This window comes from Corynebacterium sp. (genome assembly GCF_022712195.1).
Lineage (GTDB): Bacteria > Actinomycetota > Actinomycetes > Mycobacteriales > Mycobacteriaceae > Corynebacterium.
Genome location: NZ_JALAGY010000073.1, coordinates 1 through 13,069, shown reverse-complemented (window position 1 = coordinate 13,069; position 13,069 = coordinate 1). Strand labels below are relative to the sequence as shown.

Annotated in this window: 12 protein-coding genes; 2 read left to right on the top strand and 10 right to left on the bottom strand. The window is 67.1% G+C overall.

What is annotated here, in order from left to right; translation table 11 throughout:
• Nucleotides 1-1,116, bottom strand: a 1,116-nt coding sequence (locus Q0A34_RS09475) for an acyltransferase family protein (protein WP_291479749.1), incomplete at its 3' end; no start/stop codon positions are given.
• A gap of 68 nt (nucleotides 1,117-1,184) precedes the next feature.
• On the opposite strand from Q0A34_RS09475, the gene Q0A34_RS09470 reads away from it, so the two are divergent.
• Nucleotides 1,185-2,561 (top strand): glycosyltransferase 87 family protein, encoded by a 1,377-nt coding sequence (locus Q0A34_RS09470; RefSeq protein ID WP_291479748.1) that lies wholly within the window; start codon nucleotides 1,185-1,187, stop codon nucleotides 2,559-2,561.
• Here Q0A34_RS09470 and Q0A34_RS09465 read toward each other — a convergent pair.
• The 5 genes from Q0A34_RS09465 to Q0A34_RS09445 form a co-directional block, all read right to left on the bottom strand.
• Nucleotides 2,452-3,234, bottom strand: a complete 783-nt coding sequence (locus tag Q0A34_RS09465) for a lysophospholipid acyltransferase family protein (protein ID WP_291479747.1) — start codon at nucleotides 3,232-3,234, stop codon at nucleotides 2,452-2,454. The genes Q0A34_RS09470 and Q0A34_RS09465 overlap by 110 nt on opposite strands.
• A gap of 13 nt (nucleotides 3,235-3,247) precedes the next feature.
• On the bottom strand, nucleotides 3,248-4,219 hold the full coding sequence (locus tag Q0A34_RS09460; protein ID WP_291479746.1) for an ROK family protein: 972 nt from the start codon (nucleotides 4,217-4,219) through the stop codon (nucleotides 3,248-3,250).
• A gap of 56 nt (nucleotides 4,220-4,275) precedes the next feature.
• On the bottom strand, nucleotides 4,276-5,460 hold the full coding sequence (locus Q0A34_RS09455; protein ID WP_291479745.1) for a glycosyltransferase family 4 protein: 1,185 nt from the start codon (nucleotides 5,458-5,460) through the stop codon (nucleotides 4,276-4,278).
• A 23-nt stretch (nucleotides 5,461-5,483) separates the two neighbouring features.
• Nucleotides 5,484-6,617, bottom strand: coding sequence for an NlpC/P60 family protein (locus Q0A34_RS09450; RefSeq protein ID WP_363316443.1), 1,134 nt, complete (start codon nucleotides 6,615-6,617; stop codon nucleotides 5,484-5,486).
• Nucleotides 6,618-6,776: 159 nt separating this feature from the next.
• A complete protein-coding gene (locus tag Q0A34_RS09445) occupies nucleotides 6,777-7,382 on the bottom strand; it encodes an NlpC/P60 family protein (RefSeq protein WP_291479743.1) in 606 nt (201 codons plus the stop codon).
• A gap of 412 nt (nucleotides 7,383-7,794) precedes the next feature.
• Here Q0A34_RS09445 and Q0A34_RS09440 point away from each other — a divergent pair, with 412 nt between their 5' ends.
• Nucleotides 7,795-8,349 carry a 3'-5' exonuclease gene (locus Q0A34_RS09440; protein WP_291479742.1) on the top strand — a complete coding sequence of 185 codons (555 nt, stop codon included), beginning with the start codon at nucleotides 7,795-7,797 and terminating at the stop codon, nucleotides 8,347-8,349.
• Between the two features lie 73 nt (nucleotides 8,350-8,422).
• Here Q0A34_RS09440 and Q0A34_RS09435 read toward each other — a convergent pair whose 3' ends face one another.
• The 4 genes from Q0A34_RS09435 to Q0A34_RS09420 all read right to left on the bottom strand — a co-directional run bounded on the left by Q0A34_RS09435 (nucleotide 8,423) and on the right by Q0A34_RS09420 (nucleotide 12,863).
• Nucleotides 8,423-10,069 (bottom strand): cytochrome bc complex cytochrome b subunit, encoded by a 1,647-nt coding sequence (locus Q0A34_RS09435; protein ID WP_291479741.1) that lies wholly within the window; start codon nucleotides 10,067-10,069, stop codon nucleotides 8,423-8,425.
• Nucleotides 10,066-11,271, bottom strand: coding sequence for a ubiquinol-cytochrome c reductase iron-sulfur subunit (locus tag Q0A34_RS09430; protein ID WP_291479740.1), 1,206 nt, complete (start codon nucleotides 11,269-11,271; stop codon nucleotides 10,066-10,068). Before Q0A34_RS09430 ends, Q0A34_RS09435 begins: the two co-directional genes overlap by 4 nt.
• Entirely contained in the window at nucleotides 11,268-12,179 is a 912-nt protein-coding gene (locus tag Q0A34_RS09425; protein ID WP_291479739.1) for a cytochrome c, read from the bottom strand. The genes Q0A34_RS09430 and Q0A34_RS09425 overlap by 4 nt, the downstream gene beginning before the upstream one ends.
• Nucleotides 12,180-12,251: 72 nt before the next feature.
• Entirely contained in the window at nucleotides 12,252-12,863 is a 612-nt protein-coding gene (locus Q0A34_RS09420; RefSeq protein ID WP_291479738.1) for a heme-copper oxidase subunit III, read from the bottom strand.
• Between the last annotated feature and the right edge of the window lie 206 nt (nucleotides 12,864-13,069).

Sequence of the window (13,069 nt, the reverse complement as noted above, 5' to 3'; positions counted from 1 at the left end):
GTGCAGCACCCACCCGAGCACCGGCGTCCTGCCGACGAGGTAGAAGATGAAACCGGACACCACGCAGGTCAGCAGACCGGTGACGATCAGCACGTTCATGTCGTCCAGGAATCCCCACACCTCCGGGTCGGAGGCGACCAGGGAGGGAACGACGACATCGGAGACCAGGTGCAGTGCCGCATGGTGCGAGACGTAGACCGGCAGCGTGTTGCGCCCGATCGCCGCGATCACCCCCGACAGCCCCGGTGTACGGGAGATCCAGGTGGCCACGAGGATCCCCACCGGAACCGCGGTGACGATGCGGACCAGTGCCAGGAGACTCATCACCGAGGCCTCCCCGGTGGACCAACCGTCCGGCCGGACGATGTCGGCGACCGAGGAGTAGACCCACTCCCAGCCGACGAACACCAGCACCGCCGTGGCGACGACCGCCGGACGGCCCGCACCCGCGGCGATCCTGAAGAAGACCCGACGGAAGTGCAGCCCCAGGAAGAACGCGGGGGCGTACTGGGTGATGTGCGTGAGCTCCGGGTACGCGGTCCACCCCGCCGCAGCGACGACGAGGGCGGGCAGGAACGACAGTGCCACGGCCCAGAACGGCGGCACCCGCCGCAGGAGACAGGCCAGGATGTTGAAGACCATCAGGACGTACAGGAACCAGATCCCGGGGTCGCCGAGGACGATGGCCCTGGCGAGGCTGGTCCAGCTCAGGTCGTCGGCCATGTCCAGCCGGATCGCCGCCTGCACCGGGGTGAACACGAGGTACGGCACCAGCAGGAACCAGAGCCGGCGGTACCACAGGTCCCCCAGCGTCCTCTCGATCACCCGGTGGGCGAACAGACCCGAGATGACGAAGAACAGCGGCATCCGGATCGGGTCCATGAAGTCGTTGAACCAGTTCCACGCGGTCGACGTCCCACCCGGGACACCGGTGACGACGTGCATGTAGCACACACCGATGATCGACAGACCCTTGGCGCAGTCGGCCCACAGGAGCCGGTTCGGTGTGCGGCGCGCAGACGTACCCGCCTCACGGTCCGCGTCGGTGTCGCGGGTGAGGCGGGCGGTGGTGGGATCGCTGGTGTTGCCGTACGAGGTTCCGGATGTGTCAGACACGGGATTCCAGGGTGCCCCAAAGGCGCGGAAGAATCAATTGAGCGTGCCCTGATATAGAGTCAGCAACTGTGGAAAAACGCAGCGCACCGTCCCTCTCCCGCCGCACCGTGACAATCTGGTACATCGGCGTCGTCGTCGCCGTCACCGTCGCCGGGATCCTCCGCTTCATCATCAGCGACGACACCCTGACCTATCACTTCGACTACGACATCTACCGGGGCGGCGGCCGTGCCGTCCTCGACGGCGACGCCCTGTACATCCACGGTTTCCGGGCGCAGGGCATCACGCTGCCCTTCACCTACCCTCCGCTGGCCGCCCTCGTCTTCGCCCCCCTGGCCCTGGTGTCCGGGACGGTGGGCTACCTCGCCTTCACCGCACTGAGCGTGGCCGCCCTGGTCATGACGGTCATGATCGTCCTCCACGCGCTGGTCGCCGAGGGCGCGGCACGTTCCGTGACCCCCCTGTCCCGCCTGTCCACCCCTCGACAGACCATGCTGGCCGCCCTCGCCGCACTGCCGGTGGCCGTCTGGCTCTGGCCGGTCACCCACACGCTGGAGTACGGGCAGATCAACATCCTGCTCATGCTCATGGTCGCCGCAGACCTGCTCCTCCCCCGCACCCCCTGGCCACGCGGCATGCTCATCGGCCTGGCCGCGGCGGTCAAACTCACCCCGGCGGTGTTCGGCCTCTACTTCCTGCTCCGCCGCCAGTGGGGACCCGCGGTCACCAGTGTGGTCTCCGGGATCGCCGCCACAGCACTGGCATGGCTCGTCCTGCCGACGGACTCACGCCAGTACTGGACCGAGACCGTCAGCGACCCCTCCCGCATCGGTGGCCTGGCGTACTCCGCGAACCAGTCGCTGCGCGGGTTCCTGGCCCGTGTCACCGGTGACCCGCTGCAGACCACCCTGTGGTACGTCCTCGCGGCAGCGACCGTGGTCGCCGTCGCCGTGGTGATGCTGAGGCTCATCGCCGTCGGCGCCCACACCGCCGCGGTGTGCACCAACGCCCTGCTCGCACTGCTGGTGTCCCCGGTCTCGTGGGCCCACCACTGGGTGTGGCTGCTGCCGATGCTCATGGTCACCGGGACAGCGCTGTGGTCGCACCGCCGGGTCCGTGCCGCCGTGGTCCCCCTGGCCGTCCTCACGGCCCTGCTGGTGCTCACCTCGACGGCGTTCCCGGTGCACGTCTACCTGCCCTCCGCCCACGGGGCGGAGGAATCCTGGACCTGGTGGCAGAAGGTCCTGGGGTCCGAGTACGTGGTGGTCGGCGCCGTCTGGCTCGCCCTCGCCGGCCTGCGTCCCGGCCTGCTGAACCCCGGAGTGACGTCCCGGCTCAGAGACGGAAACGCAGGAAACGCGGTCGAGGCTTCGTCCCCAGCACCCGACCGGCGCCGGGTTCCGTCCCCTCCGGATAGCCACGGCCCGCGGTCAGCGACTCCTTGACGTCGGCGGCGTACACGCTGTCGACGTACTCCTGTCCCGACAGCTCCGCCAGCCGCTCCATCGTGTAGTCGGTGAGTGCCCGGGCACGCGCGTACTCGTCCTCCCCGCTGTCGGCGAAGTCCGCAGGGTCGATCGGGTCACCGACGATGACACCGACCCGGTGCGGCCTGAGGATCCAGGACCCGGCGATGTTGGCCTTCTGGGTGTCGATCATCGCCACCGGGTAGACCATTGCCCCGGACTGGAGCGCGATGCGGGCCATACCGGTCTTCCCCCGGTACAACCGGCCGTCCGGCGACCGCGTGCCCTCGGGGTACATCCCCAGCGGATCACCCTTGTCCAGCACCCGCAGTGCCGTGTCCAGGGCGGCGTCCTGGGAGTTCTTGTCGTTACGGTCGATCGGCACCTGCCCCACCGAGGAGAAGAACCACTTCTGGATGCCCCCGGCGAAGCCCGGGGTGGTGAAGTACTCCTTCTTCGCCAGGAACGTCAGCTGACGCTCGGCCAGCAACGGGAAGTACAGGGAGTCCATCACCGCGAGGTGGTTCGACGCGAGGATCACCGGCCCGTCCGCGGGGATCTTGTCCAGGCCACGGGAGTACGGCCGGTTGTAGAGCCACAGCCAGGGTCCGATGACCACATTCTTCAACCACCAGTAGGTGCGGTTCTGCACTGATCTATCCCTTTCACGAGCCGGTCGAGGACGGGCTCAACTGAGCCTGCCCGGCGAGAAGCGCCACGCCGATCATACCCGCCTCCGACCCCAGTGAGGCCGCTTCGACGCGGGCCAGCGGACGGAAACCCGCCCCCACGACCGACGCCTCCATCTCCGCCCGCGCCCCCGGGAGGTAGAGGTCCGCATCGGCGGAGACGCCTCCGCCGAGAACGATGAGCTCGGGGTCGAGGACATCCTGGACCGCGGACAACCCCCGGCCCAGCCACAGGGCGAAGTCGTCGATGACCTCCCTGGCCAGCGGGTCACCGTCCCGCGCCAGCCGCACGACGCTGCGCCCGGTGATCTCCTCGGGCCGCGAGTGGAAGATCCCGGCGAGCATGCTGTCGGGGTGGCGCCCGGTGGCGATGTACTCCAGAGCCGTGGTCTCCAGCGCACTCCCCGAGCAGTACCGCTCGAGGCAGCCCCGTTTACCGCAGGGACAGGCGCGGCCACCGGGGACCACGGTGAGATGACCGAACTCCGGCGCGGTGCCGTACGCACCACGGTAGAGCACACCGTCGTGGACGAGTGCGCCGCCGATGCCCGTGCCGACGGCGAAGAGGACCCAGGTCCGCGCCTCCCTGCCAGGCCCCAGGATCTGCTCGCCCCAGGCCGCGGCGTTGGCGTCGTGTTCGAGGACCACCGGGAGACCGAGCTGACGGGACAGGTTCCCGCGCACGTCACGGTCACGCCACGGCAGGTGCGGGGCGAACCGGACTCGCTGCTGGTCGGCGGTGATGAACCCGGCGACGGCGAGACCCACGGCACTGACGGTGTGCCGACGACGGAGGATCCCGACGGCGTGGGCGATCGCGGTCTCGAGCGAGTCGACCGTGGACGGGGTGGGGAGCTGTTCCACGTCGAGCACCCGCCCACCCTGGTCGACCACCGCGGCTCGGAGATTCGTCCCCCCGATGTCGATGCCGATGGTCAGTTGCGTCACTTGTCCTCCTGTACGTCGCGCGCCGGTCTACCGGCACAACCTGTCCAGGCTATCTGTCACACCCGCCAGTTCCAACTGTGGCGCCCCGGACGACGTCCGTCGCCGTCGAGTACGGAGACGAGCTGCTCCCCCAGGACGTCCCAGTTCCACGCGTCACGGACGTAGGAACGTCCCGCGACGGAATAGCGCCGGGCGCGTTCGGTGTCCGCGAGGAGGGAGGCCACCGAGTCCGCGAGGCCCGCGACGTCCCCGCCGTCGACCACGTCGCCGGTGACCCCGTCCTGCACTGTCTCGGGTGCTCCTCCACCGGTACCGGCGATGGTCGGGACGCCGCAGGCCTGGGACTCCAGGAAGACGATGCCCAGGCCCTCGACGCTGAATCCGCCGCCCTGGGTTCGGACAGGAAGGGCGAAGACGTCGCCCGCACAGTAGTGGGCGACCAGTTCGCCGTACTCCACCGGCCCGGTGAAGGTGACGCGGTCGGACAGCCCGAGGTCCGCCACACGCGCGGCCAGAGTGCCGGCGTACTCCCCCGGACCGACGATCAGCAGGTGCGCCTCCGGAACCTGCTCCAGGACCCGGGGCATCGCATCCACGAGAGTGTCCTGCCCCTTACGTGGCACGACACGGGAGACGCACACGATCACCCGACGGTCGTCGATCCCCAACCTGCGACGGACACGTTCCCGACCTTCGGGGTCCGGGCGGAAGACGGAGCTGTCGACACCTCCGGGCATCGGTTCCCAGGCCACGTCCGGCCCGAACGCCGAGGCGAACCTGCCGCGGGCGTAGCGGGACACGAAGGTCAGGCAGTCCGTTCGCCGGCCGATCATCCGGAGGACCGTGCGGCCCCCGGGGACCATCGACCAGCCGACCTCGTGGCCGTGGGTGGAGGCTACGACGCGTCGCACACCGGCCCTCCGTGCGGCGGCCCCCATGAGCCCCAGCGGAGTGGAGGAACCGAACCACACGGTGTCGATACCCCGCTCCCTGACGACCTCCGCCATCCGACGGGCGGTCGCCGGCGTGGGCAGCATGACCGAACGGGGCCACCGGATCACCTCGAACGGCAGGTCCGCGTCATAGGTCGCAGCTGCGGCGGCGTCCTGAGTGGAGGCGAAGACGGTGAGACGCCCGGGTTGACGGCGTTCCAGTTCCGCACAGTAGTCGCGGAGGTAGCTCTGGATCCCGCCGACAGTCGGCGGGAAGTCGTTGGTGACCAGGAGAACCCGGGAGCCCACGGTGGAGACGGCCTGCGGCGAAACTAGTAGCGGGCGGCGCCGGCGAAGGGCATGCTGTCCACGCTGACGACCTGCACCGGGATGCCGTAGTCGGACGCGTGGACGATCTTGCCGTCGCCGATGTACATGCCGACATGGGTCACGCCGGGGTAGAAGCCGACGATGTCACCCGGCTGCAGCGCGTCACGCGAGACGGAGGTGCCGCCGGCCACCTGCGCCGAGGAGGTTCGCGGGACAGACTTGCCGATCTGCTGGTAGGCCCAGAACATCAGACCGGAGCAGTCGAAGGCGTCCGGACCGGTGGCCCCCCACGAGTACGGGGCGCCCAGCTTGCTCATCGCCGCGCCGACAGCGCCGCCGGCGGTACTCGCGGCGGCGTCGGCGGCGTCACTGACCTTGCCGAGGAACTCGTCGACGTCGACGTCGATGGGACCGTTACGGTCGACCCAGCGCTGCTTCTGTTCGGGGCTCAGTCCGTCCACCGCAGTGGAGATCTCCTTCTTCATGCCGTCAAGCTCGCTGATCCGCTCGTCGAGCTCGGCCTGGCGTGCCTCGACCTGCTTGAGCTGGAAGTCCGCCGACGCCTTGGACCGGTTCGCCCGGGACTCTAGGTCGGCAGCCTTCTTCAGGCCGTCCTGGAAGGAGGAGAGGGTGTTGGTGCGGTCCGCGTTCAAGGCACTGGCGAAGGCGCGCCGGTCGATCGCGTCCTGCGGATTCCGGGAGCCCGCCATGGCCGACACCGGGTCGATGACCGCGCCACGGTAGAGCGACTGCGAAAGCTCGGTGACGGGGCCGCGGTTGGCCTCGACCTCGGCACGGGCACGCTCCGCCTCAGCCGAGTAGTGCTCGGCCGCACGGTTCGCGCGGTCCAGCTGACCGCGGAGGTCCTCGAGGGCACGGGAGTTCTCCTGCACCTCGTCGCTGGTCTCCTGCGCCTGACGGGAAACGTCGCCGAGGCGCTCCAGCAGGCCGTCCGCGTCGTCCGGGAGGGGTGATGTGTCGACGGCCTCGGCACCGGCGGCGGGCCGCGGGCTGGCCGGGTCTGCCACGACGACGGACGTGGAGGCCACAGTGAGAGCCACTGCGGTGCCGATACCGGCAACGAAGCGGACTGATGTACCGCGGTCGGACCTACGGAACCCGGAAGGGCGGATCATGCTCACTGTCTCTGAAACCTCTTCACTCGTTTCTCTGTGCAACGTCGTTATACTGCCACAACAAGGGCGCGGAACAGTACTCAGACACAGGACGCGCCCCGAGAGGGGGTATCACGAATGGGACCCTCCTCGCCGGGGCGGCGTACACGGTCGGACGCCCTAGAAGCGGACCGCGTTGTTGATCGGCATGTAGTTGAGGTCGTTGACCTGAACCGGGGAACCCTCGTTGAGGGCGTGGACGATCTTGCCGTCGCCGATGTAGATGGCCACGTGCGAAGCGCCGGAGTAGTAGGAGACGACGTCGCCGGGCTGCAGGGCGTCGATGGACACCGGGGTACCCGAGGCCGCCTGCTCACCGGAGGTGCGCGGGATGGACTTGCCGACCTGCTGGTGTGCCCAGCTGGTCAGTCCGGAGCAGTCGAAGGCGTTCGGGCCGGCGGCACCCCAGGAGTACGGGGCGCCCTGCTTCGACATCGCGGCGTCCGCGATCTTCTGGCCGACGCTGTTCGGCGCGGAGACCGGGTTTTCACCGCCCACGGCCTGGCCCGCCTGGCCGGCCGCTGCGATGAAGGGGTCCACGTCCACGTGCTGCTTGGCGAAGTCCACGGCCTCGTTCGGGACATCGACGCTGACGTCGGTGTTCGGAACCTGCACGGTGACGGCCTGTGCGGTGGCGGGCAGGGCGATGACGGCGCCCATGCCCACTGCGGCGACTGCGACTGCGTTGCGGCGGGAGTGGTCCTTCTTCATACGGTGCTTGCCCATGTGGGTTGTAGCCTTTCCTGATTGCTGTCGGGGAGCCGGGAACGTCACGTCGCTCCCCTTAAGGTCACGAGAAGATTACGAAACGTGGCGGACCTTGTCCAACCACCCGGCCGTGACCAACCCGTGAGCAGATCGTTATTTAACCGTTACCGAATCGCGACGACAGGCTGATTCAATACCGCCGACCTCCCGCAGAACACCCGAGAACCACAGCTCACCTGCGAAGAACGGTCACGAGCCAGCGGCACGCAGCCGCGGGCGCCCCGGAGGAGAATCCACGTGGTCGCCAACTATGTGATACTGGTCACATGAGCGCGTCTCCGGGCCGGATGAACCACAGTGGCACCATCCGTCACAACGCACCACCCTCCCGCGGCGTAGATGTCCGTACCTGCCCGTAGACTGCACCACTGTGACGACCTCCCTGCACCGACGTCTCGACGCCGCCCTGGCGGACGGCGTCATCATCGACTGCGAAACCACCGGCCTGGACCCCTCGGACGCCCGGATCATCGAGTTCGCGGCGCTTCAACTACACGACGGGCAACCGGTGGCGGAGTTCCACACTCTGGTGGACCCCGGGCGTCCGGTCCCCGAGGAGATCACGGACATCACCGGCATCACCTCCGGTGACCTGGACGGCCGACCGGCCTTCGCGGACATCATCGGCACCGTCACCTCCCTGATCGAGGGGCGCACGGTGGTGGGGCACAACATCGACTTCGACATGGCCTTCGTGTCGGCGGAATGCGACCGCAGCGGCGATTCTGCTCCCCTGCCGTCCGCTGACGTACTCTGCACCGCAGCGTCAGCCCGCACGCTCATCCCCCGCGAGCAGGTCGGTCGCTACCGTCTGGGAACCCTCGCTGAGGTGCTGGGTCTCAGCCACCGGCCCACCCACCGGGCGGTGGACGACGCACGTGCCACCGTCGACCTGCTGACCTACCTCCGCGACATCTCGCGCTGACACGACGACACCCCGTCCTCCACCGCGGTCAGCGCGGTGCAGGACGGGGTGTCCGCCTCATGGAGGGGAAGCCTCAGGGGTTCTCGTGTCCCTCGTCGCGCAGCTGGCGACGGTTCTCCTCCTGGAGACGCAGCAGCATCTCCTTGTGCTCGTGCTCGTTGGCTTCCTCGATCTTCTCGACCTGGGAGACGATCTCCTCGGGATCCGGGGAGAACAGCGAGCCGCGACCGGGCTGACCAGCCAGACCGAGCTGGTTGAGGCGCCTGGGGACCTGTGCCCCGGCGTAGTCCAGCGGGATCGGGTGGCCGTGCTCGTCGACCGGGCCGAGCGGCTGGTGGACCTCGATGAAGCCACCGGACGGCAGCTGCTTGATCGTGCCGGTCTCGATGCCGTGCTCCAGCACCTCGCGGTCGCCGCGCTGGAGACCCAGGCAGATCCGGTAGGTGACGAAGTAGGCGATCGGCGGCAGCAGGATGAACCCGATCCGGCCGATCCAGGTCATCGCGTTCAGCGAGATGTGGAAGTACACGGCCACATGGTCGTTACCGCCCGAGATGGTCAGGATCGCGTAGGCGACCAGGGCCATGACACCGAGGGAGGTGCGCACCGGCACGTCACGCGGACGCTGGAGCAGGTTGTGGTGCGCGGTGTCCTTGGTGAAGCGCTGTTCGATCCAGGGGTAGGCGAACAGCAGCATCACGAGGATACCGAGCAGCACGGCGACCCAGACGACCGCGGGGATGGTGTAACTGCCGAGGTAGAGCTCCCAGGCCGGCATGATTCGGGCGGCACCGTCCGTCCACAGCATGTAGATGTCAGGCTGGGAACCGGCGGAGACCTGCGACGGGTTGTACGGCCCCAGGTTCCAGATCGCGTTGATCTGGAACACACCGGCCAGCAGTGCGACGAAACCGAAGGTGATCAGACCGAACGCCGAGGAGTGCACGGCGAACACCGGGATGACGCGGGCGCCGACGACATTGCGCTCGGTACGGCCCGGTCCGGGGAACTGGGTGTGCTTCTGGTACCAGACCAGTGCGAGGTGGGCGGCGATCAGCGCGAGGAGGATCGCCGGGATCAGCAGCACGTGGGCGATGTACAGACGCGGGATGATGATGTCGCCCGGGAAGTCGCCGGCGAACATGATCCAGTGCAGCCAGGTGCCGATGATCGGCAGGCCGATGATGATCGCGGACATGATGCGCAGGCCGACGCCGGAGAGCAGGTCGTCCGGCAGGGAGTAGCCCATGAAGCCCTCGGCGATGGACAGCAGCAGCAGCACGCAGCCGATGACCCAGTTCGCCTCCCGCGGCTTGCGGAATGCGCCGGTGAAGAAGATACGCATCATGTGGACCATGATCGACACCGCGAAGAGCAGCGCCGCCCAGTGGTGCACCTGACGGATGAACAGTCCGCCACGCACCTCGAACGAGATGTTCAGTGCCGTCTCGTAGGCGCGGGACATCTCCACACCGTTGAGCGGTGCGTAGGCGCCCTGGTAGATCACCTTCGACAGAGACGGGTCGAAGAACAGTGTCAGGTAGACACCCGACAGCAGCAGGATGATGAAGGAGTAGAGGGCGATCTCTCCGAGCATGAACGACCAGTGACTCGGGAAGACCTTGTTCATCTGCTTCCGGAGACCACTTGCGGCGGTGTAACGCTCGTCGAAGTTGTTGGCCGCCTGGGCCAGGTGGGAAGGCTTGGTGGGTGTGCTCATGACTGACGCTCCCAGAAGGCAGGGCCGACGGGCTCGACGAAGTTCTTGTCCGCGTACAGGAACCCGTCCTCATCGACGTTGATGGACAGCTCGGGCAGGGCACGTGCGGCCGGACCGAACACCGGCTTACCCCAGTGCAGTGCATCGAACTGCGACTGGTGGCACGGGCAGAGGATACGGTTGGTCTGCTGCTCGTAGAGCGAGGTGGGGCAACCGATGTGGGTGCAGATCTTCGAGTAGGCGTAGTAGTCGCCGTAGTGGAAGTCTTCCTGGCCCTCACGCTGAACGGCCTTGACGGCGTCGGCGTGACGGAGACGGATGAGCATCACCGCGTTACGGGAACCGTGGATCGAGTGCATCTGCTCCTCGTACACGTCGCGCTCCGCGTCGAAGTTGTCGTGGTCGTTGACCATGTCCTCGGTCATCGGGAAGACCGTCTCCATGGCACCGGCGTCCAGGTCCTCCGGGCGCACCCGGATCAGACGGTTGACGCCCTTGGTGCTCCAGTGGCCGTGGTGCTCCTCGGCGATGGCACCGGTGTCGCGCCCCAGGTAGACCTTCTCGCCCTTCTCGACGAGTGTCCAGCCGGTGGTCCACAGGGTGCCGTCACCGTCGATACCCATCGCACGGGGCTTCCACGGGTTCTTGACGATGCCGCCCAGCGGAAGTGCGATGGCCACGCCGGCCAGTGCAACACCCGCGCCACCGAGACCCATGAGAACCTTACGACGGCCCAGGGTCGAGGTCTTCCACGCGTCGTTGAGCAGAGCGGTCATCGTACGACGGTCGATCTCGTCGGACGGTCCGTCGTGCCGCTTCTGGACCGCGATCTCCTCGGGGATGAACTTCTTGGAGAACTGGACCGCGCCGATACCGAGGGCGATGATCGACAGACCCGACGTCACGCCGAGCAGCGGGGTGTACAGCGTGTAGATCCAGAGACCGTCCTCGGCAAGGTGCTTGTACTCCCACGGCCAGAACAGGTAGACCGCGATGAACGCGAGTCCGAAGATCACTGACAGGGCCCACCAGAAACCGATGCCGCGGGCTGCACGCTTCTCGGCGGGGTCCCCCTCTACCGGGAACCGCTCCTTGCGGTAGGCGACGGTGACGTCGTCCATCTCGGTGCCGAGACGGGCGAGCTCCTCGTCGCTCATGCGCTTGATCTCTTCTTCAGAGTAGCTGCTCTTGATCTCACTCATGACCGGGTTCCAATCCACATGGCCGTGCCGATGAGCACGACGATCCCGACGATCCACATCAACATGCCCTCAGTGACCGGGCCGATCCCACCGAGACCGAGACCGCTGGGGTTCGGGGTCTCCTTGCTCGACTTGATGAAGGCGATGATGTCCTTCTTCTCGTCGGCGGTGAGCTGGCGGTCCGAGAACTTCGGCATGTTCTGCGGGCCGGTGAGCATGGCCTGGTAGATCTCCTGCTCATTGGCCGCATCCAGGTTGGGGGCGTACTTGCCGCCGGACAGGGCTCCGCCCCGACCGGTGAAGTTGTGGCAGGACGCGCAGTTCAACCGGAAGAGGTCGGAACCACGGGCCACGTCGGAGGGGTCGATCTCGCCGTTGTTGTTGTGGGAACCGCGCAGCGACTCCATGGCGATGTTGCCGTCGTCGTCCTTGACGATGCCCGGGCCGCCACCGTTGGCGTTGACGTAGGCCGCGAGCGCGAGGGTCTGCGCCTCATTGAAGCGGGCGTCCTTGCGGTCGGCCTGTGCCTCGTTACGCTTCATCGGCATGCGGCCGGAGTGGACCTGGAAGTACACGGCACCCTCACCGACACCGACCAGCGAGGGACCACGGTCCTCGACACCCTGCAGGTTGGCACCGTGACAGGTGATGCAGGCGACCTCGTAGATCTCCTGACCCTGGTTGATCATCGACTGCGCGTCCTGCTGCGCGGTCGCGGACTGCGGATCCGGGGTGAAGGCCTGTGCGATGAGACCGGCGCCGGTCAGACCGAGCACGAGCGCGAGCGCTCCAGCCATGGTCCGGCGCAGTTTACGTCGGCTACGACGACGCTTCTTGCCTGTTGCGGATGCCGGGGCGGAGTCCACCACCGGGTTCTCCCCCTCGGGAGTTGGATTGTTCGTATCCATCTTGTTCCCTTAACTCGTCATTTGGAAGGCGATGGGCTTAACGGCCGAGCGTCACACATCGGCCCGTCCGGCCTACTGGATGAAGTAAATGGTGATCCACAGTCCGATCCACACGACGTCGACGAAGTGCCAGTAGTACGACACCACGACGGCGGCGGTGGCCTGGGCCGGCGTGAACTTCGACTTCACCGTACGGAGCAGGACGACGACGAAGGCCAGCACGCCGGCGAGGACGTGTGCCCCGTGGAAGCCGGTGGTGATGAAGAACACCGACCCGTAGACGCTGCCCGAGATCGTGGTGCCGTGCTGCACGAGGTGGATGTACTCGTACGTCTGCCCGGCGAGGAAGATCGCACCGAGGACGACGGTGAGTGCATACCACTTGCGCAGACCGAACACGTCGCCACGCTCTGCAGCGAACACGCCCCACTGGGCCGTGAACGACGACGACACCAGAATCACGGTGATCGCCAGAGCGAACGGCACGTTCAGCTCGGTCGGCTCGGAGGGCCAGTTTCCGTTCGAGTTCGCCTTAGAGACGAAGTACATCGCGAACAGGCCCGCGAAGAACATCAATTCCTGGGACAGGAACACAATCGTGCCGACGCTGACCATGTTCGGTCGGTTCAGCGTCACGGCACGCTGTGGTGCTGCCATGCTTTGGTTTCCAACTGCGCTCGTCACGCGTACAAGTATGACCGACCCTGGCCGCCGAGTCGATTCGCAACCCCGGCAAGTTCCGGGCTTTCTGCAAAACCCCTGGTAGCCGCTTCACGTTTCCTGGCAACTCACCACAAACGGGGTTAGCCGGGAACTCTTGCGCCAGAAATACGACGCCATTGCATCGTCGCTGGTTGACCGCTCGCCGCTGCACCTCTCCCCCGCCCGGG